The sequence below is a fragment of the Cupriavidus sp. 01T418 genome (assembly GCF_056398885.1).
Genome location: NZ_JBFTQG010000019.1, coordinates 85,048 through 107,914 on the forward strand (window position 1 = coordinate 85,048; position 22,867 = coordinate 107,914).

The following is a 22,867-nucleotide window of genomic DNA, read 5'->3' on the forward strand; positions in this document are numbered from 1 at the left end:
TCTCCCGCCAGGCGCAGGAAGGGGCGAAGCGGCAGCCAGGGCGTGAAACCAGACCCCTTGGGGGAAAGGAGGCCCGATGGGCCAAGGCATGGACAAGGCACCCGCCAGGCCGGAGCCGCCGCCGCCGGACACGCCGGCGCTCTCCCGCCTGTTGAACAACCGCCACGCGCTGGGGCTGCTGTTCATGCTGCCCACGGCGCTGTTGCTGCTGGTCTTCCTGACGTATCCGCTCGGGCTTGGCGTCTGGCTCGGCTTCACCAATACCAAGATCGGCGGCACTGGCGAATGGATCGGCCTGTCCAACTACAACTACCTGGCCGGGGACTCGCTGACGCAACTGGCGTTGTTCAACACCATCTTCTACACGCTGGTGGCCAGCGTGCTGAAGTTCGCGCTGGGACTGTGGCTGGCGCTGCTGCTCAACAAGAACCTGCCGTTCAAGTCCTTCTTCCGCGCCATCGTGCTGCTGCCGTGGATCGTGCCGACAGCGCTGTCGGCACTGGCCTTCTGGTGGATCTACGATGCGCAGTTTTCGATCATCAGCTGGAGCCTCGTCAAGCTCGGGCTGATCGACCGCTATATCGACTTCCTCGGCGACCCGTGGCTGGCCCGCTTGTCCACCATCGCCGCCAATGTCTGGCGCGGCATTCCCTTTGTCGCGATCTCGCTGCTGGCCGGCCTGCAGACCATCTCGCCCACGCTGTACGAGGCGGCCTCGATCGACGGCGTCACGCCGTGGCAGCAGTTCCGCTACGTCACGCTGCCGCTGCTCACGCCGATCATCGCCGTGGTGATGACCTTCTCGGTGCTGTTCACCTTCACCGATTTCCAGCTGATCTACGTGCTCACGCGCGGCGGCCCGCTCAACGCCACCCATCTGATGGCCACGCTGTCCTTCCAGCGCGCCATCCCCGGCGGCTCGCTGGGCGAAGGCGCGGCGATCGCCACCATGATGGTGCCCTTCCTGCTGGCAGCCATCCTGTTCTCCTACTTCGGCCTGCAGAGGCGCGCCTGGCAACAGGGAGGCGACAAATGAAAGCGAACGCGATGACCGCGCCCGAGCAGCAAGGCATGGATTACCTGCAGTCGATACCGCGGCGCTGGGTGACCATCTACATCCCGCTTGGCATCTTCGTCTTCGTGCTGTTGTTTCCCTTCTACTGGATGGCGATCACCGCCTTCAAGCCGGACGGCGAACTGCTGATGCGCAGCGCCAACCCGTTCGTGGTGATGGCGCCCACGCTGGCGCACTTCAGGAAGCTGCTGTTCGACACGCCCTATCCGGCCTGGCTGCTCAATACGGTGATCGTCTCGACGGTCTCGACCTTCGCCTCGCTGGCCGCCAGCGTGCTGGCCGCCTACGCGATCGAGCGGCTGCGCTTCCAGGGTGCCAAGCCGGTCGGGCTGGCCATCTTCCTGGCCTACCTGATCCCGCCCTCGATCCTGTTCATCCCGCTGGCGTCGATCGTGTTCCAGCTCGGCCTGTTCGATACGCGCTGGGCGCTGATCCTGACCTATCCCACCTTCCTGATCCCGTTCTGCACCTGGCTGCTGATGGGCTACTTCCGCTCCATTCCCTACGAGCTGGAGGAATGCGCGCTGATCGATGGCGCCACGCGCTGGGAGATCCTGGTCAAGATCATCCTGCCGCTGGCCGTGCCTGGCCTGATCTCGGCCGGCATCTTCGCCTTCACGCTGTCGTGGAACGAGTTTATCTACGCATTGACCTTCATCTCCTCGTCCGAGGTGAAGACGGTACCGGTGGGGATCGTCACCGAACTGGTCGAGGGCGACGTCTACCACTGGGGCGCGCTGATGGCCGGCGCACTGCTGGGATCGCTGCCGGTGGCGCTGGTCTATTCGTTCTTCGTCGAGTACTACGTATCGGGCATGACCGGAGCGGTCAAGGAATAGGCGGGCCGTGGCGCCAAGGCTGGGACGAGAACGCCTAGCAAGGGCAGGTTAAAATGCGCGTTGTCCTGCCGGGAACCACCGGCACCGCCGAATCACTCCGTATTCAAGCCCGATCCAATGAGCAAACCCGCCCGCACCCTCACCTTCAAGTGCAAAAAGTGCACCAAGCCCGTCACGCTGTTTCTGCAGAAGGTATCCGCCTGCTCGCACATCACGCCGTACCAGGGCTGGTGCAAATGCGGTGAGCTGGTTCGCCACGCCACCGGCGACAAAGATGCGGTTGAGTCCTTCGTCAGTTCCGTCGACGGCAACTGGGCGCACCATCACCATCACCACCATTGAGCCACCGTAGCCACCCCGCCCCCGGCAGCGAAACCTGGCGCCCCGGCGTCAAGGATCCACTGCGCTTCCTGAGCGCCTATCCCGATGGCGTGCTCGACCAGGTGCGCCTGCTGGTTGCCACCAATCGCCTGGGCGAGCACCTCGCCAGGAAATACCCTACGCGCCACACCGTGCAGACGGACCGCGCGCTGTACGACTACACCGCCGAGCTGAAGCAGGAATTCCTGCGCACCGCGCCGCCGATCCACAAGGTGGCTTTCGATGCCAAGATCGACGTGGTGCACCGCGCGCTCGGGCTGCACACCGCGATCTCGCGCGTGCAGGGGGGCAAGCTCAAGGCCAAGAAGGAAATCCGCGTGGCGTCGCTGTTCAAGGAGGCGCCGCCCGAGTTTCTTCGCATGATCGTGGTGCACGAACTCGCGCACCTGAAGGAAAGCGATCACAACAAGGCGTTCTACCGCCTGTGCGAATACATGGAGCCGGCCTATCACCAGCTTGAGTTCGACACGCGCCTGTTCCTGGCGTGGCGCGAACTGGAGCCAGCGCAGGGCTAGCCGCTGCGCTTCTCAGGCGCCCCCGCACGCATCGCCGCGCAATCGCGGGACACTCGGCACTCGCGGCATTCCTCGCGGTGGTATTGCCGCTCGCAAAAAATACCAAGACCGCTGAAGCGTACAAAAATCTATATTTTTGATTCTGTTGTATCTACAATCGGCCAAGGTCAATGCCTGCATCGCCCTGTAGCCGAATTGGGTCTGCGGCAGTACGTGGCAGGAGATGCAGCTTTCCAGAAATAGAACAAGAAGGCTATGGCAACACTGATTCCTGCGCTTGGGTCGGTCACGTCGCGCATGACGAGTGGAGAAAAACGCTTTGCGGAGCGGCTCGAAGCCAAACTCGAGGACGACTATCTCTGTTGGTACGACGTCGCCATCGGCGAGAAAACCCGCCACCCCGATTTCATCGTGTTTCACCCAAGCCGGGGACTGCTGGTGCTTGAGGTCAAGGACTGGAAGCTAAGTACCATCCAGGCCATCGACCAACGCTCCGCCGCCTTGATCACCGAGCGCGGCGTGGTGCATGAGATGAATCCGCTGGAGCAAGCCCGGCAGTTTATGTTCTATGTGCTCGACTTGCTGCAAAGAGATCCTCAGCTCGTCTGGCCCTCTGGCTCGCTCAAGGGCAAGCCGTTCTTTCCGTATGGTGCGGGGGTTGTGCTGGCCAACATCACGCGCAGCCAATTCGACCAGACCAACCTGGGCGAAGTCCTGCCTGCGCATCTGGTGGTCTGCAAGGATGAGATGCTGCCCGAGGCGGACCCGGAGGCATTCCAGAAGCGCCTCTGGGAAATGTTCCCCGTCAAGTTCACCTTCAAGCTGTCGCTGCCGCAGATAGACCGCATCCGCTGGCATCTATTCCCGCAGATACGCATGCCCGAGCAGCGCGCCCTGTTCCCGGAAGACGCACAGGACCCGCAAGATATTCCCGACATCCTCCGCGTGATGGACCTCCAGCAGGAACAGCTCGCCCGCAGCCTGGGCGAGGGACATCGCGTCATTCACGGTGTTGCCGGGTCCGGCAAGACGCTGATACTTGGCTATCGGGCGGAGTATCTCGCCAAAGCGGCCACGCGGCCTATCCTCGTACTCTGCTTCAACAAGACGCTGGCAGCCAAGCTATCCGCGACCATGGCGGAAAAGGGCATCGAAGACAAAGTGCATGTGCACAACTTCCATGCCTGGTGTTCGCGCCAGTTGCAGGCCTTCCATATCGAACGCCCCAAGGGCCGGCCTGACGATGAACTCTTCGAAGCCTTCGTGTCGCGCGTCATTCGTGGCGTCGAACGCAAGGCGATTCCCGGCGGACAGTATGACGCCGTGCTCATCGACGAAGGCCACGACTTCCGGCCGGAGTGGTTCAAGCTCGTCGTGCAGATGGTCAATCCGGAAAGCAATTCGCTGCTAGTGCTATACGACGACGCGCAATCCATCTATGGAGGCACGAAGAAGCTCAAGTTCAGCTTTGCCAGCGTCGGCGTACAGGCACAAGGCCGCACCACCATTCTCAAAGTGAACTACCGCAACACGCAGGAAATCCTTGCCGTGGCGAGTGCCTTTGCCGATGATCTGCTGCAGCCCAATGACAACGGGGAAGATGAAGCGCCCACGGTACAACCGATCGGCGCAGGCCGCCGCGGACAGAAACCGCTGCTGATCGAACTCCCGACCATCGAAGCCGAAGCGGACCGGATCGCACAACTCCTGCTGGAGGAGAATCGCACCGGTACGCCATGGGCGGATATGGCAATCATCTATCGGCATTGGGACACGGCGGGCCACGTCACCAGCGCGCTCAGCCGCAGGGGCATTCCGTTCGAATGTCCGCAGATTACCAAGCGCTTTACGCCGGGCGGAGACAGCGTCAAGGTGGTGACCATGCACAGCAGCAAGGGACTGGAGTTTCCGCTGGTGTGCATCCCCGGCACTGGCGCGCCGCACAAGAAGGAAGACAGCGTGGAGGACGAGGCGCGCCTGCTTTACGTCGCGATGACACGCGCCACCCGCCAGCTGGTGATGACCCACGGCGCGACCTCGCAATTCTCCGCACGGTTGCGCGCTGCGCTGGAGAATCTCGCTTAGGCGCAGGCACCGGCGTCAACCCCCATCGAATGCCGCGCAGAACGCCTGTGCGGCGGCACTAACGGCCATCATCACTGGCTGCCATTGGCCACGGGTCGTCTGCCGAAAGAGCCTGGCGTTCGAATACCAGGGGCTGTCCTCGCGATCCAATTGCCAGCGCCAGTCAGGCGTGAACGGCAACAAGATCCAAACCGGCTTGCCCAGTGCCCCGGCGAGGTGTGCGACCGCGGTGTCGACGCTGATCACCAGGTCGAGTTCTGCGATGAGCGCAGCCGTATCGGAGAACGAGCCGAGCTGCGCAGCCGGGTTGCGCAGTGCACCGAATTGCGCCATGGCATCGAGATCACCGTCCCTTAGCTCTTTTTGCAGCGAGATGAAGCTGGCATCGCCATCGAATACCGTGGCCCAGTCTTGCAGCCGGGTCGAGCGGTTGCGGTCATTGAGATGCCATGTGCTGCCGCTCCATACCACCCCGATCCGTGGCCGTCTTGCGGGTCCCCCGGACTCCGCCGGCTGCGCCAGCCAGGCCCGCCACTGCGCCCGCAGCGCCGGGTCGGCCTCCAGGTACGGTGTTTCCGCGGGAATGCTGGCGCTCATCGCTCGCAACGCGTGAGGCAGACTCAGCAAGGGGCAGTGATAGTCAAAGGCAGGGACCTCGTCGCTCTCCCCGATCACCTGGCTCGCCCCCGGCGTATCGGCCAGCAGTGCACGCAGGGCATCCTGCACACGCAGCACGATCTTGGCGCCAGTGCCTTCCAGCAGACGAAGGTAGCGCACGAATTGCAGCGTGTCGCCGAAGCCCTGTTCGTTGTGGATGAGGAGCGTCTTGCCCGCGAGCGGCGCCTCCCCAAGCCAGATGCGTTCGCCGAAGGCATGGCGCTGGACGCCGTCTCGCCAGCGCCATTCATACTCTCGCCAGCCGTGTTCGAACTGTCCGAGCAGCAGATTGATTTGGGCGCGGTTCGTCCTTGCCCCGACATTGTTGGGGTCCAGCTGCACCGCCTTCTTGTACATGCGCATGGCTTCGTCGAAGCAATGCAGGTCGCGCAGTGCAACCCCCAGGTTGACATAGGCATCCACGCAGTCCGGTTTCATCTCGATCACGCGCCGGTATTCCGCTATTTCAGCTTCATAGCGCCCTAGCAGGCCCAGCGCGCGGCCTATGTTGTAGCGGATCTCCCAGGCTCCGGGATTGAGGGCAGCGGCTTGCTTCAGCCTGTCGAGCGCACGCTCGTGCTCGCCGAGCGCCGACAGCGAGATGGCTGCCGCGTGCAGCAGCGCCAGTTGGCGCGGCGCGAGCGCTATGCCCTGCTCCAGCAACTCGACGGCGCGGCGGTGATTGCCGGCCGCCTGGTTGACAAGCCCGACGGTGTGGCAGCGTTCCGCGGTTGCCGGAAGGACGGCTAGCGCCCGGTCAAAGTACTCGGCGGCGAGGGCGGGATTCTGCTGCCTGGCGGCGATGTAGGCCAGCCCCTCCAGGGCGTCGCCGTGCGCGGGGTCGGTGTCAACGACTTCCAGCAGGATCTGGGCAGCGGCATCCAGCCGGCCTGCGGTGAAATGACGCTGCGCCGCGTCGAGTTGCGTGGCGATAGGCTGAGGCATGGCTCGGTGACTCCCTTTGTTGCCAGTTGATGAGGGGTTACACGGAAGCCAGAAAGCATAAAGGGTTACAGCGGAATCGCTGTAACCCTTCGATGTTATTGGTGCCGGCTGCAGGACTCGAACCCGCCACCTGATGATTACAAATCAACTGCTCTACCTGATGAGCTAAGCCGGCATGTTTGGTGCAGACCGCGATTCTACTGCATGCGGCGCAAAATGACGAGGCTACTTGCGCTTACTTCACCACCTTCAGCGAAGGCTTCTTGGCACCGATGCGGGAAACAGGCGGCGGTGTGGGTTCGTCGTCACCGTTGTGATTGTCGGTGACAGCCACGGTGACCGGGGCTTCGCTTTCCACCGAGGACAGCTTGGGCGGCGGATTGTTCTCGCGTTCGGTCGCGGCCTGGGTGTCGGGGATGCTGCGTTCCACGGGGAAGGCCATGCCCTGGCCGTTCTCGCGCGCGTAGATGGCGAGCACGTTTTCGATGGGCACCTCGATCTTGCGCGAGATGCCGCCAAAGCGGGCACTGAAGCTGATCCACTCGTTGCCCATGTCCAGGCCGCTGGTGGCGTCGAAGCTGACGTTGAGCACGATCTCGTTGTTCTTGACGAACTCGCGCGGCACGCTGGCGTTGGCGTCGACGAAGACGGCAATGTATGGCGTGAAGCCGTTGTCCGTGCACCATTCGTAGATGGCGCGGATCAGGTAGGGCTTGGTGGAGGTTTCAGGCATTGTGCTTCCAGTGGCGCAGTCCGGCGGCCCGAAGCGCTGGCTTCGGGCCGGGCCGGTTTAGCGGCGCATCACCTTTTCGGACGGGGTGAGCGCTTCGATGTAGGCCGGGCGGCTGAAAATGCGCTCGGCGTACTTGAGCAGCGGCGCGGCGTTCTTCGACAGTTCGATGCCGTAATGGTCCAGGCGCCACAGCAGCGGGGCGATGGCGACGTCGAGCATCGAGAACTCTTCGCCAAGCATGTACTTGTTCTTGACGAAGATCGGCGCGAGCTGGGTCAGGCGGTCGCGGATGGCGGCGCGGGCGCGCTCGTGGTTCTTCTCGGCGGCCTTGCCCTTTTCGTTCTCGAGGGCGTAGACGTGCGTGAAGAGTTCCTTTTCGAAGTTGAACAGGAACAGGCGGGCGCGGGCGCGCTGCACCGGATCGGCCGGCATCAGCTGCGGGTGCGGGAAGCGCTCGTCGATGTACTCGTTGATGATGTTCGACTCATACAGGATCAGGTCGCGCTCGACCAGGATGGGCACCTGGCCGTAGGGGTTCATCACCGAGATGTCTTCCGGCTTGTTGAACAGGTCGACGTCACGGATCTCGAAATCCATGCCCTTTTCGAACAGGACGAGGCGGCAACGTTGGGAGAACGGGCAGGTGGTGCCCGAGTACAACACCATCATGGTTGGATTCCTTTGATGCGGGGTCGATTGACTGGATCGGTATTCTGGCAGAACCGATATAGAGAAAGCAAATTAGGGATGCATAAGGCACATATAAAGGCGATTTTGATGCGCCGTAGCGCCCTAAAGCGCATATTTGTACCCGGGATTCTGTCAGCAGGAAAAGCAAAAGGGCTGGAGCGGCATTGCCTGGCGCAACGTCCACTCCAGCCCTCGCCCCCTCAAACCAGCGGGTTTTCCGGGGGATTTACCGCACCTTACTTGATGTCCTTCCAGTACGACGCGTTCAGGCGCCAGGCGAAGACGGTGAACACGCCGAGGAACATCAGCACCCAGACGCCCAGGCGCTTGCGCTGGTTCTGGGCGGGTTCGGCCATCCAGTCCAGGAAACCGACCAGGTCGGTCACCGCCTGGTCGTACTCGAGCGTGCTCATCTTGCCCGGGGTGACCTGCTCGAAGCCGGCGAACTTGTGGACCTTCTCGCCGTGTTCTTCCGCTTCGACGAACTTGGCGGTGCGCTGGCCTTGAAGTTCCCACAGCACGTGCGGCATGCCGACGCTCGGGAACACCAGGTTGTTCCAGCCCGTGGCGCGGTTGTCGTCACGGTAGAAGGTACGCAGGTAGGTGTACAGCCAGTCGTCGCCGCGCGCACGGGCAATCACCGACAGGTCCGGCGGCTGGACGCCGAAGAAGGCCTTGGCCTCCTTCGGCTGCATGGCGATGGTCATCATGTCGCCAACCTTGTCGCCGCTGAACAGCAGGTTTTGACGGATCTGGTCGTCGGTCAGGCCGATGTCCTTGAGGCGGTTGTACCGCATCATGGACGCGCCATGGCAGTTCAGGCAGTAGTTGACGAACAGCTTGGCGCCGCGCTGCAGCGAGGAGAGATCGCTGGTCTGCACGGGCGCCGGCTCGAGGGGGTAGCCCCCTTCGCTGGCCATGGCGGGCGCGGCGGCAAAGCAGGCGCCGGCCAGCGCGAGAATCGAAAGCAGCTTTTTCATCTTGTGTCCTTGTGCTCTTGTGCTCTTGTCGGGGGTTCGTCCGGGCTCAGTGCGGGTGGAACGTGACACGTTCCGGCACTGGCTTGAACTGGCCGACACGGCTCCACAGCGGCATGGTCAGGAAGAAGGCGAAGTACAGCAGGGTACCCAGCTGCGACACCTTTTCACCCACCGGCGACGGGGGCATGACGCCCAGGTAGCCGAGCACGATGAACACCACCACGAACACGATCAGGATGCTCTTGTGGAAGGACGGGCGATAGCGGATCGATTTCACCGGCGAGTGGTCCAGCCACGGCAGGAAGAACAGGATCACGACCGAGCCGCCCATCACCAGCACACCCCAGAATTTGGCGTCGATGAAGTAGAAGCCCACGGCCAGGATCACGGCGATGGCGAGCGCGCCCACCTTGATGCGGGCATCCTTGCTACGCAGGAACACCAGGCCGAGCAGCACCGCGAAGAACACCCACAGGATCGGCAGGAAGTTCGAGGTGGTGGCACGCAGCATCGAGTAGAACGGCGTGAAGTACCAGACCGGCGCGATGTGCGGCGGGGTCTTGAGCGGATCGGCCGGGAAGAAGTTGTTCGACTCCAGGAAGTAGCCGCCCACCTCGGGGAAGAAAAAGATCACCGCGGAGAAGATCATCAGGAAACCGCCCACACCCATCAGGTCGTGCACCGAGTAGTAGGGGTGGAAGGGGATGCCGTCCAGCGGGATGCCGTTCTCGTCCTTCTTGGCCTTGATCTCGACGCCGTCCGGATTGTTCGAGCCCACTTCGTGCAGCGCGATGATGTGCGCGATCACCAGGCCCAGCAGCACCAGCGGCACGGCGATGACGTGGAAGGAGAAGAAGCGGTTCAGCGTGGCGTCGCTCACGACGTAGTCGCCGCGGATGAACAACGACAGGTCCTGGCCGATCACGGGGATGGCGGAGAACAGGTTCACGATCACCTGCGCGCCCCAGTAAGACATCTGGCCCCAGGGCAGCAGGTAGCCCATGAAGGCCTCAGCCATCAGGCACAGGAAGATCAGGCAGCCGAAGATCCAGACCAGCTCACGCGGCTTGCGGTACGAGCCGTACAGCAGGCCGCGGAACATGTGCAGGTACACCACCACGAAGAAGGCCGAGGCGCCGGTGGAGTGCATGTAGCGCACCAGCCAGCCCCAGGGTACCTCGCGCATGATGTATTCCACGCTTGCGTAGGCCACGGGAATGCCGGCGGCGTTGAGCGTGCCGTCCGGCTTGTAGTTCATCACCAGGAAGATGCCGGTGACGATCTGGATCACCAGGACCAGCAGGGCCAGCGAGCCGAAGAAATACCAGAAGTTGAAGTTCTTCGGTGCGTAGTACTTGGAAAGGTGATCTTCCCAGAGCTGGGTTGCGGGGAAGCGCGCGTCGATCCAGCCAAGCAGGCCGGTCGTCTTTACTTGTTTTTCGGCCGCCATGGTCAAGCGTCTCCTTTTTCATCCTTGCCGATCACGATCTTGGTGTCGGACAGGAACTGGTATGGGGGTACGTCGAGGTTTTGCGGGGCCGGCTTGTTCTTGAACACGCGGCCAGCCAGGTCGAAAGTCGAGCCGTGGCAGGGGCAGAGGAAACCGGGGTCGGAGCCGAGTTGCGGGTTGGAACCGGAGCCGAAGGGGCCGGAGGGGGAACAGCCAAGGTGGGAACAGATGCCTACTACGACCAGCAGGTCTTTGTGTTCCGCGCGGGAACGGGTTTCGTTCTTGCAGTACTCGGGCGTCTTCATGGTGAAGGGCACGTCCGAGTTGGGGTCGGCGACTTCCGCATCGGTTTTCTTGAGCGACGCGAGCATTTCCTCGGTGCGCTTCAGAATCCAGACTGGTTTGCCACGCCATTCGACGGTCATCATCTCGCCGGCCTTCAAGGCGCTGATGTCGGCTTCGACCGGTGCTCCGGCGGCCTTGGCCTTTTCTGACGGCGCAAACGTACTGACGAACGGAACAGCTACCGCCACGCCTCCGATGCCGCCAGCGACAGACGTCGCAATCAACCAATTGCGGCGACCCTTATCCACGTTCTTCACGTTTTGCTGGTCACTCATTCCAAACCCCAGGGGATGTCAAATTAGATTTTGCGTCAACCGTAAATTGTACCTTAGGCATGTGCGCCATTGAAAGGCGCACTGTGGCTCACCTGCGTACGATTATCGGACAAAATCAGCGATATGGCCTGCACGCTTGCGTTATAGGCAGCGATGCGGCAGGCTTTCGCCGTTACCACCGTTCAACGCGGGCAACACTGGGAGAAAAGCATGGGAATGATGTCGGAGTTCAAGACCTTTGCAATACGCGGCAATGCGATCGACCTCGCCGTCGGTGTGATTATCGGCGCGGCTTTCGGCAAAATTGTCGATTCGGTGGTGAATGACCTGATCATGCCGGTCGTTGGACGGATTATCGGGAAACTGGATTTCTCCAATCTCTTCGTGGTGCTATCCGAGCCGCCGGCGGGCGTGCCGCATACGCTCGACGCATTGAAAAAAGCGGGCACACCGGTTTTTGCCTATGGCAATTTCCTGACCATCCTGGTCAATTTCGTGATCCTGGCCTTTATCATCTTCATGATGGTGCGCACGATCAACAGGGTGCGCGCTCGGGAACCCGAGCCTGAAGCGCCCGCCGCCACGCCGGAAGACGTGGTGCTGCTGCGCGAAATCCGTGACAGTCTGAAGGCGCGCCCGGCTTGAGCGAACACGCCGCGTCCCGCCCGGGCGCGTTTCAGACCGGGTTGGGAATATCGATAAAGGTGTGGCGCAGCCCGAATTGCTGCGCCAGGTGCTCGCCCAGCGACCGGATACCGTAGCGCTCGGTGGCGTGGTGGCCCGCCGCCAGGTAGGCGACCCCGCTCTCGCGCGCCAGGTGCGTGGTCTGCTCCGAGATCTCGCCGCTCAGGTAGGCGTCCACGCCCGCTGCCACGGCTGCGTCGAAATAGCCCTGCGCACCACCAGTGCACCAGCCCACCGTGCGAATCGGCTGCTCTGGATCGCCAATGGCAAGCGGCTCGCGCGCGAGCACGCCGCCCACGTGCGCTGCCAGCGCGGCGAGCGGCATGGGCTGGGGCAAGGTACCGGTCCAGCCGAGCTGGTCGTCGCCGAAGCGGCCGGTGGGCGTGAAGCCGAGCTGCAGGCCGAGCTGCGCGTTATTGCCGAAATCAGGATGGTTATCCAGCGGCAGGTGATAGGCGAGCAGGTTTACGTCGGCGCCCAGCAGACGCTTTAGCCGCGCATGTTTTTGCCCGATCACGCGGGCATCTTCGTTTTTCCAGAAATAGCCGTGGTGGACCAGGATGGCATCGGCGCCGGCTTCGATGGCGGCTTCGACCAGGGCCAGGCTGGCGGTCACGCCGGTCACGACATGTTCCACCTCCGGGCGGCCTTGCACTTGCCATCCGTTCGGGCAATAGTCCTTGTATCGAGCGACTTGAAGCAGGTCGTTCAAGTACAATTCAAGATCTTTTGTTTTCATTTCCTGCCCAAACTCCAATATGTTGCGCCGCTTTTGGCTGTTCTTTGCCCAGGCTGTCACCGTTGTGCTGGCGGTGTGGTTCGTCGTGGCCACGCTCAAACCCGAATGGCTGCAGCGCGGCCGGGTCGCCGTGCAATCCGGTTCGCCCATCGTCGCACTGAAGGAGGTCATCCCTAACGTGGCCGGCTCCTCGGCGCCGGGCTCGTATAGCGAAGCGGCGCAGCAGGCGATGCCGGCCGTGGTGAATATCTTCACCAGCAAGAACGGCAACAAGCATACGCCCAACCCGCAGGCAGAAGACCCCTGGTTCCGCTTCTTCTTCGGCGACCGCCTGCCGGAACGCCAGGAGCCGGTGTCCAGCCTCGGTTCGGGCGTCATCGTCAGCGCGGAAGGTTATATTCTAACCAACCACCATGTGGTGGACGGTGCCGATGAGATCGAGGTCGCGCTCACCGACGGGCGCAAGGCCAACGCCAAGGTAGTGGGCTCGGACCCGGAAACCGACCTGGCGGTACTGAAGATCACGCTCAAGGACCTGCCGGCGATCACGCTGGGGCGCATCGAGAACGTCAAGGTAGGTGATGTGGTGCTGGCCATCGGCAATCCCTTTGGCGTCGGCCAGACGGTCACCATGGGCATTGTCTCGGCGCTGGGCCGCAGCCACCTGGGCATCAACACCTTCGAGAACTTCATCCAGACCGACGCGGCAATCAACCCCGGCAATTCGGGCGGCGCCCTGGTGGATGCCCAGGGCAACCTGCTGGGCGTCAACACCGCCATCTATTCCCGTTCGGGCGGATCGCTGGGCATTGGCTTCGCCATTCCCGTTTCCACCGCCAAGCAGGTGATGGAGTCGATCATCTCGACCGGCTCGGTGACGCGCGGCTGGATCGGCGTGGAGCCGCAGGACATGACGCCCGAGATCGCCGAGTCGTTCGGCCTCGACGCCAAGGAAGGCGCGCTGATCGCGGCCGTGGTCCAGGGCGGCCCGGCCGACAAGGCGGGCGTGAAACCGGGCGACGTGCTGGTCTCGGTGGATGGACTGGGTATTACCGATACCACCGCCCTGCTCAATGCCATCGCCCAGCTCAAGCCGGGTGCGGCGGCAAAGATGAAGGTGGTGCGCCGTGGCAAGCCGACCGAACTGACGGTGACGATCGGCAAGCGGCCGCCACCGCCGCGCCGGGCCCTGCCGCTGGATGAGGAAGAGTAAGCCAGCCAGAATCCCCGGACAACACGTTGCTTCACCAGACCCCGCCCTTTGTGGCGGGGTTTTTTATTGCCGGAAAGGACAGGTATCAGCGCGTGCCACGCTGGGCCTGCCACGCGGACCCGGTGCTGCGCAGCAACCCGGATTGTKGGCCGGCCGAGACTGGCAGCGTGACTGGAGATCGGCGTACCCGGGACATGGCGCAGGCCACTGCCCGCAATCGGGCCTGACCGACCTGGCCGCGATGCTGGACCTGGTCGGCGGCGCATTCAGTGGCAGCGGAAAGCCGCGCCACCCATCGTCAGTTACTGAGTGCCAACCGGAATGCCACGCGGCGCACTTCTCGCGGCATCGCGGAACATGATTGCGCGGCATTGCACCGCGCGCGCCCCATTTGTCATGGCGCACCACTGCCAGCCAGCGGCATAAAACAAAACGCCGGCATCCTTACGGATGCCGGCGTTTTGAGTTCAAGCCAACCTAGAGCAGGCTTACGCCCGCGCTAAATTAGAACTTGTGGCGAACACCAACGATGCCGCCGAACTGGTTGCCACCAGTTTGGACGAACGGGCCAGCCGAGCCAATTTGGTCGTTGAAACCATTCACGCTCAGAGCCGACTTGTTGCCCTTGTTCAGGATGTACGTGGCCGAGGCGTACACGTCGGTACGCTTCGACAGCGCGTAGTCGGCGGTCGTCACGAACTGCCACGGATTAGCCTGAGCGGTACGCAGGTTCTGGTAGTACGCGGCGCCCGACAGCGACAGAGCCGGCGTCAGCTGATAGCCCACACCAGCCCAACCCAGGTTCGAGGCGGTGTTCTGCGCACCCGAAGCACCCGGCAGGGTCGCATTGTTGTAAGCGTGAGCGTAGCGGTAGCCAGCGTAAATCTTGGCCGGGCCGAAAGCGTAGGTACCAGCGATGGTAGCGCGACGGATCAGCTGATTGCCGGAGTTGAAGGTTGCCGTCGAGGTGTTCGACTGGTCATAAGCAGCACCAACCGAGAACGGGCCTGCAGCGTAGCTCGCCAGGAAGCCGTACTCACGGCCATTGGTGAAGTTACCTGCAACTTCTTGGTTGTTGTTGTTGAAGCTGTAGAAGGCCGAAGCGGTCAGGCCACCGAACGTGCCGGTGTACTTAACGGTATTGTCGGCGCGGGAAGCAAATTCCGGACCCGTAGCGGTGATCGAGTAGCGGGTCGAAATGGCCATCGGATCATAGATCAGGCCGAAGTCATAGAACGTGGTCTGCTGGCGGCCCAGGGTCAGCTGGCCGTACTGGCTTTGCAGACCAACATAGGCGTTACGACCGAACAGACGGTTGCTTTGAGCCGAGGTGCCGTTGTCGACGTTGAAGCCGCTTTCCAGGACGAAAATGCCCTTCAGACCGCCGCCCAGATCTTCCACGCCACGCAGGCCCCAACGCGAACCGGACTGGTTGCCCGACTGCAGGGCAAACAGGTTGTGGTTGCTGGTAGCAGTTGCGTTCTTGTTGGTGTATTCAATACCAGCGTCAACCACGCCGTACAGGGTCACGCTCGACTGGGCATACGCACCACCGGCGGCCAGGGCAGCTACAGCGGCTGCAAACAGTTTCATCTTCATATCGACACTTTCCTTGTCAACTGATTGGGAAATCTTGGCTTGCCCAAGTGCTTGGGCGACGCATTAACGTTCACGTCTGAAGCGTATTATGGGTCAGCCCCCCCAGCCGCCAGAAGGCTTTTTCGTCGTAAACCATGGTTAGGGACTGATTATGTTGTGATGTCGCAACAGCATGGACGGCAGCTTTCACCGTTTTGGTGCAAAAGTCACGTCCCCTGGCTTTGCTTTTTGCTAGCGATCACTACAGTTAGTCTGGCTGCGCTTCGCTGGCCGGAGCGTCCGCCGCGGCCGGCCGCGTGGTGAATCGGGCCATGATCAGCCCCAGTTCATATAGCGCGATCAGGGGCACCGCCAGCAGCAATTGGGACAGCACATCCGGCGGCGTCACCACGGCGGCAATCACGAACGCGCCCACGATCACGTAGGGGCGGATCTGCTTGAGCTTCGCCAGTTCGACCACGCCAAAGCGCACCAGCACGATCACCACCACCGGCACCTCGAAGGTGATGCCGAAGGCCAGGAACATGGTCATGGCGAAGCTGAGGTACTTGTCGATGTCGGTCGACATCTCCGCCCCCAGTGGCGCGTTGTAGTGCGCCATGAAATGGAACACCGTGGGGAATACGAGGAAATAGGCGAAAGCCACGCCGCAGATAAACAGGATGTAGCTGCTGCTGACCAGCGGGACGATCAGGCGCTTCTCATGCTGATACAGCCCCGGCGCGACGAATTGCCAGACCTGGTAAAGCACCCAGGGCAGCGCGATCAGGAAAGACACCAGCAGCGTGACCTTCATGGGCACGAAGAAGGAGCCGGTGACATCGGTGACGATCATCCTGCCGCCCTTGGGCAGCGACTCCATCAGGGGGCGGGCGAACAGGTTGTAGATGTTCGGCGCCCAGTAGACCAGGCTGACGAACACCAGGATCACGCCCGACGCGGCCTTGACGATGCGCGAGCGCAACTCGACCAGGTGAGAGATAAAGGTTTCCTGCGGCGCTTCGTCTTGCGGTTCTTGGGGATCTTGGGAACGGGAGTCGCTCATGGCGTGGGCCGCTCAGCCGGGCTGGCTGGCATTGAGAAATCAGTGGCAATACAACGGCACGGCGCGCAAGTCGGAACGCACGACAGCGATGGCCGGCCGGGTACCGGCGTGTGGACAGGCCCCATCATGCTCACTCGAAGAAAGAGCGGGCGGGACCTGTGGCGGGACGGTGGCGCTTGACGCGCGCGGCGCCGGATTGCGCCCACACGCGTACATTGTGCTGGCGCTTGTACCACACAGGCCGCGCGCCTTGCTTGACGCGCCAGCTCTTGCGGCCGTTATGAACCTTGTGCGCGGCGTCCCAGGACGGCACGTAGCCGCTGCCCTGGCCGGCCCCGTCGTGTACGCTGGAATCGGTACCGGTCAGCGCATCGTTCAGGGAGCTGGTGTGCTCGTGCACTTCCTTGTGGATGGTGCGTTCGACGTCGCGCGCGGCGTCCTCGAATTCCGTGCGCATCTTGCGCAGTTCGTCGAGTTCAACCTCGCGGCTGACCTCCGCCTTCACATCATTGATATAGCGCTGCGCGCGGCCGACCAGTGCGCCGACCGTGCGCGCCACCTTCGGCAGCCGCTCTGGACCGATCACCACCAGCGCCACCGCGCCGATCAGTGCAAGCTTTGAAATGCCGAGATCGATCATGCGAGGTTCGGAAGGAAGGAGCCGCCGCCATGGCGAACGGCCGGGCTGCCGCAACGGCCACCCGGACCCGCGCGCAAGCCGTCACGCGGACGGGCGTGGCGCGGCGGGCATGGCCGGCCTGGCATTGCTGCCGGGAAGAAAGACATCGGGCGTGCCGACAAGAGTTGGCGCGCGCTCACTGCTGGCGCGACTTTTCCTTGGCTTCCACGTCGATGGTGCCCGCGTCGCGCAGCTCCTTGGCGGGAGCAGCCGGAGCATCCGCAGCGTCGGCGTTGGCGTTGGCATCCTTCATGCCATCCTTGAAACCTTTCACGGCACCACCCAGGTCCTGGCCGATATTGCGCAGCTTCTTGGTGCCAAAGACCAGCATGACGATCACCAGCACGATGAGCCAGTGCCAAATGCTAAACGAACCCATTTTCTGCTCCTGATGAAGCCAAGGATAGCGCCTCGCCACCCCGGCTCGTTGTTCCGTCACTGAAGGCCATGCCGGGCGACGGTTGCCGGCACGGCATCTGACCGAAGGCCACAGGGCCTGCGATCCTGCATGGGTTGGCTGCCAGTTTCCTTATGGCAGCGGCACCTTCCACTGGGCACGCGGACCGCCAAGCACGTGCAGATGGAGGTGATACACCTCCTGTCCGCCATCCGGGCCCGTATTGATGACCGTCCGGAAACCATTGCCGCAACCTGCCGCGCGCGCCAACTCCGGCACCTTCAGCATCATTTTAGCAAGCACAGCGCTTTCGCTGGGTCCGCATTCGGCCAGCGAATCGACATGCGACTTGGGAATGAGCAGGAAGTGTACCGGGGCTTTCGGGTGGATATCATGGAAAGCCAGCATTTCGTCATCTTCGTACACCTTGCGCGAAGGAAGCTGGCCGGCCACGATCCTGCAGAAGGGGCAATTTTGCTGTGAATTCATGAAAATTTCATTGCGCGCAGCAAATCAGGCGCGTTATACGCGGCGTTGTCCTGGCTCGCGGGCAGTCGTGCTGGCCATCCACCTGCTTTTCAGGCATGTCCGGAGCGCCTCCGCCAGCCGGCTGGCTGTCAAAAACGCTGATCCGGCTACATTGGCTTGCTGTCGTTCAGGTAGAGCCAGCCCTTGACGATACGATACAACATCCATAAGGACAATACGCCCCATACGGCAAAGGCCAGCGGTATCAGGAACACCGTGGCAAACAGCAGTCCGCCGAGGATAGCCCATGCCACCGACCACCAGAAGGACCGGATCTGCCAGGCGAAGTGCGAGGCGTAGAGCGTGCCCTGGGCGTCGTCGCGCTTGACGTAGTCAACCACGATGGCGATCAGCGCGGTAACGCCACCGGTCAGCCAGAAGATGGCGTACAGCGCATAAAGAATGTGCATCAGCTTGCGCAGGCTGGCGAGCCGGTCATGGTCCGTGGTGATCACCTCTCCCATCTCGTGGTTGCTCCTCGTGGCCGCAGGTTGCCGCCGGACTGGCCGGCGAGTACGCGATTCAGCTGCCGTCGGTCTTGCGCCGGGCCTTTTCCTCGAGGCCGGACAGGCCCTCGCGGCGGGCCAACTCGCTGACCACATCGGCCGGCTTCATGCCGAAGCGGGACAGCAGCACCATGCTATGGAACCAGAGATCGGCCACCTCGTACACCACCTTGGAGACCGACTCCTGGCTCAGGCCGGCCGCGCGGGCATCCTTGGCGGCCATCACGGTCTCGGTGGCTTCCTCGCCGATCTTCTTCAGGATGGCGTCATCGCCCTTGTGGAACAGCCGCGCCACATAGGATTTGTCCGGATCGCCGCCGTTTTCGGGCTTGCGCGATTCCAGCACGGCGGCCAGGCGGGCCAGCATGTCCGCGCTGCTCAACTGTTCTTCGCTCATGGCTTGGCCGCGTAGATGGTGGACGGATCCTTGAGCACGGGCTCCACGGTCTGCCAGTCGCCGTTGTCGACGTCGCCGTCGAACTTCTGGAAGAAGCAGGAATGGCGTCCGGTATGGCAGGCAATGCCATCGTTCTGGGTGACCTTGAGCAAGACCACGTCTTCGTCGCAGTCGAGACGGATCTCGTGCACCTTCTGCACATGGCCGGATTCCTCACCCTTATGCCACAGGCGCTTGCGCGAGCGCGACCAGAACACGGCCTCGCCGATCTCCACGGTGCGCTGCAGCGCCTCGCGGTTCATGAACGCGAACATCAGCACATCGTTCGAGCCGACTTCCTGGACGATCACAGGCACCAGGCCGTTGTCGTCCCACTTAACCTTGTTGAGCCACTTCTTTGCCATGTCGGTTCGCCGTGTTCAGATCCGCACCGGAATGCCCTCGCGGGCCATGAATGCTTTTGCTTCGCCAACGGTGTGCTGGCCGTAATGGAAGATGCTGGCGGCCAGCACCGCGTCGGCGTGTCCCAGCTTGATACCGTCGGCCAGGTCCTGCAGGCCGCCCACGCCCCCCGAGGCAATCACCGGCACGGACACCGCGTCGCTGACGGCGCGGGTCAGTTCGAGATCGAAACCGCTCTTGGTGCCATCGCGGTCCATGCTGGTGAGCAGCAGTTCGCCGGCGCCGCGCGCAGCCATTTCGCGTGCCCACTCCACCGCATCCAGCCCGGTGGCCTTGCGCCCGCCATGGGTGAAAACCTCCCATCGCGCCGGCTCGCCGGGCGCGGAACTGCGCTTGGCGTCGATGGCGACGACAATGCACTGCGAGCCATAGCGCGCAGTGGCGTCCGACACCAGTTGCGGGTTGGCGATGGCCGAGGAATTGACGCTGATCTTGTCCGCGCCGGCATTGAGCAGGCGCCGCACGTCTTCCACGGCGCGCACGCCGCCGCCCACCGTCAGCGGAATAAAGACCTGCGAGGCGACCGCCTCGATGATGTGCAGGATCAGGTCGTGCCCGTCGCTGGTCGCGGTGATGTCGAGAAACGTGATTTCATCGGCACCCTGCTCGTCATAGCGGCGCGCGATCTCGACCGGGTCGCCGGCGTCGCGCAATTCGACGAAGTTGACACCCTTGACCACCCGCCCGTTGGTCACGTCGAGGCAGGGGATGATACGTTTGGCTAGCATGAGATTCCTTGCCCGCCGCGGCGCCGCGCATGCGCGGCGCCGGTGGCTGCAAATGTCGCGCGCAAGGCGCGTTGTCTTACTGCTCGGCGCCGAGCTTGTCGGCCAGCGCCTGGGCTTCGGCGAAATTAAGATCGCCCGAATAGATCGCGCGGCCGCAGATGACGCCTTCGACGCCATCTTTCTGCACGCCGCACAGGCGTTCGATATCCGTCAGATTGTGCAACCCGCCACTGGCGATCACCGGTATCGTCGCCGATTGCGCCAGCTTGACGGTGGCCTCGATGTTGATGCCTCCCAGCATGCCGTCACGGCCGATATCGGTGTAGATGATGGCTTCCACGCCGTAGTCCTCGTACTTGCGCGCGAGGTCGGCGACTTCGTGGCCCGTCAGCTTGCTCCAGCCATCGGTGGCGACCTTGCCCTCGCGGGCGTCCAGGCCCACGATGATATGACCGCCGAATGCCGTGCACGCATCCTTGAGGAAACCGGGATTCTTGACCGCGGCCGTGCCGATGATGACGTAGGACAAACCGCCGTCGAGCCAGCGCTCGATGGTGTTCAGGTCGCGGATGCCGCCGCCGAGCTGGATCGGGATCTCTTCGCCCACCTCGGCGATGATGGCCTTGATGGCAGCTTCGTTGCGGGGCTTGCCGACGAACGCACCATTGAGGTCGACCAGGTGCAGGCGCCGTGCGCCCTGCTCCACCCAGTGACGTGCCATGGCGGCGGGATCTTCGGAAAAGACGGTGGCCTGGTCCATGTCGCCTTGTTTAAGGCGTACACATTGACCGTCCTTCAGGTCGATGGCCGGAATGAGCAACATAAGTGTGACGAGCGTGTTTGAGTGAAAAAGAAAATTGAACTAGCCAGCGTAGCCGGTCAGCCCCGTCCCAAAAAAGCCACTATCGACGATCAGGGATTCCAGTGCACGAAGTTCCGGTACAGCTGCAAGCCCATGGCGGCGCTCTTTTCCGGGTGGAACTGCGTGGCAAAAATGTTATCGCGCGCAACCGCGCTCGTAAATATGACACCGTAGTCGGTTTCGCCGGCAATATGCGCCGGATCCTGCGCTTGCACAAAGTAGCTGTGCACGAAATAGAACCAGCTTTCGTCGGGAATGCCAGCCCAGAGCGGATGGGGCCGGGCTTGCCTGACGCGGTTCCAGCCCATCTGCGGCACCTTGTAGCGCGAACCGTCCGGCTGGATCATGCCTTCCAGCTCGAAGCGGATCACCTCGCCGGGCAAAAGCCCCAGGCACGGGGTGCTGCTACCGTCGGTCCTACTTTCCTTGCTGAAGTCGAACAGCATCTGTTCGCCAACACACACTCCCAGCATCGGCTTGCTGGCAGCGGCCTCGATAACGGCCTGTTGCAAACCCGACGCACCCAGCGCGCCCATGCAGTCGGGCATCGCCCCCTGGCCGGGCAGCACCACGCGGTCCGCTGCGCGGATCGCCTCGGGCTGGTCCACCACCTGCACGTCCGCCTCCGGCGCCGCGGCACGCAGGGCCTGCGCTACCGAGCGCAGGTTGCCCATGCCGTAATCCACAATTGCTATGGTAGTCATGATTTCAAAACAGGCAACAATGTCTTCAGCCCGTCCACAATGAATTCTACGGCCAGCGCAGATAGGATCAGTCCCATCAGGCGCGTGCCTATGTTGATGCCGGTGCGACCGATCACGCGGGCGATCGGGTCAGCGGCGCGGAACACCATATATACCACTGCGCCCAGCGCGATCCCGATCCCGACGAGAATCAGCAACTGCCACCAGTGCTGGGTCTTGCCGGCATAGACGATCACCGTGCTGATCGAGCCGGGCCCGGTCAGCAAGGGCAGCGCCAGCGGCACCACCGCGATGCTGGCTTTTGCTTCCGCCTCGTCCTCTTCCTCCGGCGTCGCCTTGGTGCGGCTGGTCTGGGCGTTCAGCATGTTCATCGCCATCATGATCATGATGAGGCCCCCGCCCACCTGTAGCGAGGCCACCGAGATATTGAAGAACTCGATGATCTGCTGGCCCAGCAAGGCGGAGATGCCTACCACCGTCGCCACCGAGATCGATGCGATCTTGATGGTATGCAGTTTTTCTTCTTCAGTCTGCTGGGTCGTCAGGCTGATGAAGAACGGAATCGCCCCGATCGGGTTGATCAGCGCCAGCAGCGAGATAAACGACTTGAGCGTATCCATCGGGTTGGGCAAATATCGCAAATGTCGCGAATGTCGCGCTAGTGCCGCGTAAGTACCGCATTGATCGAAGGTTCCCGGCGGCGCGCAACGCACTGGCACGTACTGGCACGTGAGAGAGGTGGCACGCCGGCGAATCTCAGCCGACGAGGGTGCCCTTGGTCGATGGAATCGTGTTACCCGCGCGCGGATCCATCTCCACCGCCATGCGCAGCGCGCGGCCGAAGGCCTTGAACACGGTTTCGCACTGATGGTGGGCATTGATGCCGCGCAGGTTGTCGATATGCAGCGTCACCGCGGCATGGTTGACGAAGCCGCGGAAGAACTCGATGGTCAGGTCGACGTCGAAGCTGCCCACCCGCGCGCGGGTGAACGGCACATGGAATTCGAGTCCGGGGCGGCCGGAGAAGTCGATCACCACGCGCGACAGGCATTCGTCCAGCGGCACATAGCTGTGGCCGTAGCGGGTGATGCCTTTCTTGTCGCCGATGGCCTTGGCCACCGCCTGGCCGAGCGCGATGCCGACGTCTTCCACCGTGTGATGGTCGTCGATATGGGTGTCGCCGCTGGCTTCGACCTCGAGATCGAACATGCCATGCCGGGCGATCTGGTCCAGCATGTGGTCGAGGAACGGCACGCCGGACGCCAGTTTCTGGCGGCCGGTGCCATCGAGATTCAGCGAAACGCGGATTTGCGTTTCCGATGTATTGCGGGTGACCTCTGCAACACGCATGGTG

27 protein-coding genes and 1 tRNA gene are annotated in these 22,867 nt (G+C 62.5%); 7 read left to right on the forward strand and 21 right to left on the reverse strand.

All coding sequences use genetic code 11. The features are described from left to right. The first annotated feature begins 88 nt into the window (after positions 1-88). The 5 genes from AC1DQ3_RS19520 (at position 89) to AC1DQ3_RS19540 (ending at position 4,895) form a co-directional block, all read left to right on the forward strand. The gene (locus AC1DQ3_RS19520; protein WP_477121834.1) at positions 89-1,036 is read left to right on the forward strand and encodes a carbohydrate ABC transporter permease; all 948 of its coding nucleotides are present in this window, start codon (positions 89-91) and stop codon (positions 1,034-1,036) included. Beyond that, positions 1,033-1,914, forward strand: a complete 882-nt coding sequence (locus AC1DQ3_RS19525; protein ID WP_477121799.1) for a carbohydrate ABC transporter permease — start codon at positions 1,033-1,035, stop codon at positions 1,912-1,914. The genes AC1DQ3_RS19520 and AC1DQ3_RS19525 overlap by 4 nt, the downstream gene beginning before the upstream one ends. 117 nt (positions 1,915-2,031) lie before the next feature. Continuing rightward, positions 2,032-2,256, forward strand: coding sequence for a hypothetical protein (locus AC1DQ3_RS19530; protein WP_441628911.1), 225 nt, complete (start codon positions 2,032-2,034; stop codon positions 2,254-2,256). Positions 2,257-2,315: 59 nt separating this feature from the next. Continuing rightward, positions 2,316-2,810, forward strand: a complete 495-nt coding sequence (locus AC1DQ3_RS19535; protein WP_477121835.1) for a M48 metallopeptidase family protein — start codon at positions 2,316-2,318, stop codon at positions 2,808-2,810. A gap of 255 nt (positions 2,811-3,065) precedes the next feature. Then, positions 3,066-4,895, forward strand: coding sequence for a DEAD/DEAH box helicase (locus tag AC1DQ3_RS19540; RefSeq protein ID WP_477121800.1), 1,830 nt, complete (start codon positions 3,066-3,068; stop codon positions 4,893-4,895). Positions 4,896-4,910: 15 nt separating this feature from the next. Here the strand turns inward: AC1DQ3_RS19540 and AC1DQ3_RS19545 are convergent, their stop codons facing one another. From AC1DQ3_RS19545 to petA, 7 genes are all read right to left on the reverse strand, one after another. Continuing rightward, complete coding sequence (locus AC1DQ3_RS19545) at positions 4,911-6,497, reverse strand: tetratricopeptide repeat protein (protein WP_477121801.1); 1,587 nt, start codon at positions 6,495-6,497, stop codon at positions 4,911-4,913. A gap of 99 nt (positions 6,498-6,596) precedes the next feature. Further along, positions 6,597-6,672 (reverse strand) — tRNA-Thr (locus AC1DQ3_RS19550). A 60-nt stretch (positions 6,673-6,732) separates the two neighbouring features. Continuing rightward, complete coding sequence (locus tag AC1DQ3_RS19555; protein ID WP_477121802.1) at positions 6,733-7,230, reverse strand: ClpXP protease specificity-enhancing factor; 498 nt, start codon at positions 7,228-7,230, stop codon at positions 6,733-6,735. A gap of 57 nt (positions 7,231-7,287) precedes the next feature. Beyond that, entirely contained in the window at positions 7,288-7,899 is a 612-nt protein-coding gene (locus AC1DQ3_RS19560; RefSeq protein WP_035870642.1) for a glutathione S-transferase N-terminal domain-containing protein, read from the reverse strand. Positions 7,900-8,156: 257 nt separating this feature from the next. Then, complete coding sequence (locus tag AC1DQ3_RS19565; RefSeq protein ID WP_477121803.1) at positions 8,157-8,900, reverse strand: cytochrome c1; 744 nt, start codon at positions 8,898-8,900, stop codon at positions 8,157-8,159. 46 nt (positions 8,901-8,946) lie between these two features. After that, a complete protein-coding gene (locus AC1DQ3_RS19570; RefSeq protein ID WP_477121804.1) occupies positions 8,947-10,350 on the reverse strand; it encodes a cytochrome b in 1,404 nt (467 codons plus the stop codon). Between the two features lie 2 nt (positions 10,351-10,352). After that, positions 10,353-10,970 carry a ubiquinol-cytochrome c reductase iron-sulfur subunit gene (gene petA, locus AC1DQ3_RS19575; protein ID WP_477121805.1) on the reverse strand — a complete coding sequence of 206 codons (618 nt, stop codon included), beginning with the start codon at positions 10,968-10,970 and terminating at the stop codon, positions 10,353-10,355. Between the two features lie 210 nt (positions 10,971-11,180). Between petA and mscL the strand changes: the two genes are divergently transcribed. Further along, positions 11,181-11,615 carry a large conductance mechanosensitive channel protein MscL gene (gene mscL, locus AC1DQ3_RS19580; protein WP_477121836.1) on the forward strand — a complete coding sequence of 145 codons (435 nt, stop codon included), beginning with the start codon at positions 11,181-11,183 and terminating at the stop codon, positions 11,613-11,615. A gap of 31 nt (positions 11,616-11,646) precedes the next feature. Here mscL and AC1DQ3_RS19585 read toward each other — a convergent pair whose 3' ends face one another. Continuing rightward, entirely contained in the window at positions 11,647-12,393 is a 747-nt protein-coding gene (locus AC1DQ3_RS19585) for a Nif3-like dinuclear metal center hexameric protein (RefSeq protein WP_477121806.1), read from the reverse strand. Between the two features lie 19 nt (positions 12,394-12,412). Between AC1DQ3_RS19585 and AC1DQ3_RS19590 the strand changes: the two genes are divergently transcribed. After that, positions 12,413-13,606, forward strand: coding sequence for a Do family serine endopeptidase (locus tag AC1DQ3_RS19590; protein ID WP_477121807.1), 1,194 nt, complete (start codon positions 12,413-12,415; stop codon positions 13,604-13,606). 504 nt (positions 13,607-14,110) lie between these two features. Here the strand turns inward: AC1DQ3_RS19590 and AC1DQ3_RS19595 are convergent. The 13 genes from AC1DQ3_RS19595 to hisB all read right to left on the reverse strand — a co-directional run bounded on the left by AC1DQ3_RS19595 (position 14,111) and on the right by hisB (position 22,863). Further along, positions 14,111-15,205 carry a porin gene (locus tag AC1DQ3_RS19595; RefSeq protein WP_477121808.1) on the reverse strand — a complete coding sequence of 365 codons (1,095 nt, stop codon included), beginning with the start codon at positions 15,203-15,205 and terminating at the stop codon, positions 14,111-14,113. Between the two features lie 247 nt (positions 15,206-15,452). Next, the gene (gene tatC, locus AC1DQ3_RS19600; protein ID WP_477121809.1) at positions 15,453-16,250 is read right to left on the reverse strand and encodes a twin-arginine translocase subunit TatC; all 798 of its coding nucleotides are present in this window, start codon (positions 16,248-16,250) and stop codon (positions 15,453-15,455) included. Between the two features lie 130 nt (positions 16,251-16,380). Next, complete coding sequence (gene tatB / locus AC1DQ3_RS19605) at positions 16,381-16,890, reverse strand: Sec-independent protein translocase protein TatB (RefSeq protein WP_477121810.1); 510 nt, start codon at positions 16,888-16,890, stop codon at positions 16,381-16,383. Between the two features lie 175 nt (positions 16,891-17,065). Then, positions 17,066-17,308, reverse strand: coding sequence for a Sec-independent protein translocase subunit TatA (gene tatA, locus AC1DQ3_RS19610; RefSeq protein WP_477121811.1), 243 nt, complete (start codon positions 17,306-17,308; stop codon positions 17,066-17,068). A gap of 150 nt (positions 17,309-17,458) precedes the next feature. Further along, positions 17,459-17,815 carry a histidine triad nucleotide-binding protein gene (locus AC1DQ3_RS19615; RefSeq protein WP_477121812.1) on the reverse strand — a complete coding sequence of 119 codons (357 nt, stop codon included), beginning with the start codon at positions 17,813-17,815 and terminating at the stop codon, positions 17,459-17,461. A 146-nt stretch (positions 17,816-17,961) separates the two neighbouring features. Continuing rightward, positions 17,962-18,318, reverse strand: a complete 357-nt coding sequence (locus tag AC1DQ3_RS19620) for a DUF4870 family protein (protein ID WP_477121813.1) — start codon at positions 18,316-18,318, stop codon at positions 17,962-17,964. Positions 18,319-18,376: 58 nt separating this feature from the next. Then, positions 18,377-18,757, reverse strand: a complete 381-nt coding sequence (locus AC1DQ3_RS19625) for a phosphoribosyl-ATP diphosphatase (RefSeq protein ID WP_477121814.1) — start codon at positions 18,755-18,757, stop codon at positions 18,377-18,379. Then, the gene (gene hisI, locus AC1DQ3_RS19630) at positions 18,754-19,161 is read right to left on the reverse strand and encodes a phosphoribosyl-AMP cyclohydrolase (RefSeq protein ID WP_477121815.1); all 408 of its coding nucleotides are present in this window, start codon (positions 19,159-19,161) and stop codon (positions 18,754-18,756) included. Before hisI ends, AC1DQ3_RS19625 begins: the two co-directional genes overlap by 4 nt. Positions 19,162-19,176: 15 nt before the next feature. Further along, positions 19,177-19,947 (reverse strand): imidazole glycerol phosphate synthase subunit HisF, encoded by a 771-nt coding sequence (hisF, locus tag AC1DQ3_RS19635; protein ID WP_477121816.1) that lies wholly within the window; start codon positions 19,945-19,947, stop codon positions 19,177-19,179. A gap of 76 nt (positions 19,948-20,023) precedes the next feature. After that, positions 20,024-20,770 (reverse strand): 1-(5-phosphoribosyl)-5-[(5-phosphoribosylamino)methylideneamino]imidazole-4-carboxamide isomerase, encoded by a 747-nt coding sequence (gene hisA, locus AC1DQ3_RS19640; RefSeq protein ID WP_477121817.1) that lies wholly within the window; start codon positions 20,768-20,770, stop codon positions 20,024-20,026. A gap of 89 nt (positions 20,771-20,859) precedes the next feature. Continuing rightward, entirely contained in the window at positions 20,860-21,513 is a 654-nt protein-coding gene (gene hisH, locus AC1DQ3_RS19645) for an imidazole glycerol phosphate synthase subunit HisH (protein ID WP_477121818.1), read from the reverse strand. Further along, positions 21,510-22,133, reverse strand: a complete 624-nt coding sequence (locus tag AC1DQ3_RS19650) for a MarC family protein (RefSeq protein ID WP_477121819.1) — start codon at positions 22,131-22,133, stop codon at positions 21,510-21,512. Before AC1DQ3_RS19650 ends, hisH begins: the two co-directional genes overlap by 4 nt. A 136-nt stretch (positions 22,134-22,269) precedes the next feature. Further along, complete coding sequence (gene hisB / locus AC1DQ3_RS19655; protein WP_006159655.1) at positions 22,270-22,863, reverse strand: imidazoleglycerol-phosphate dehydratase HisB; 594 nt, start codon at positions 22,861-22,863, stop codon at positions 22,270-22,272. Positions 22,864-22,867 lie beyond the last annotated feature (4 nt).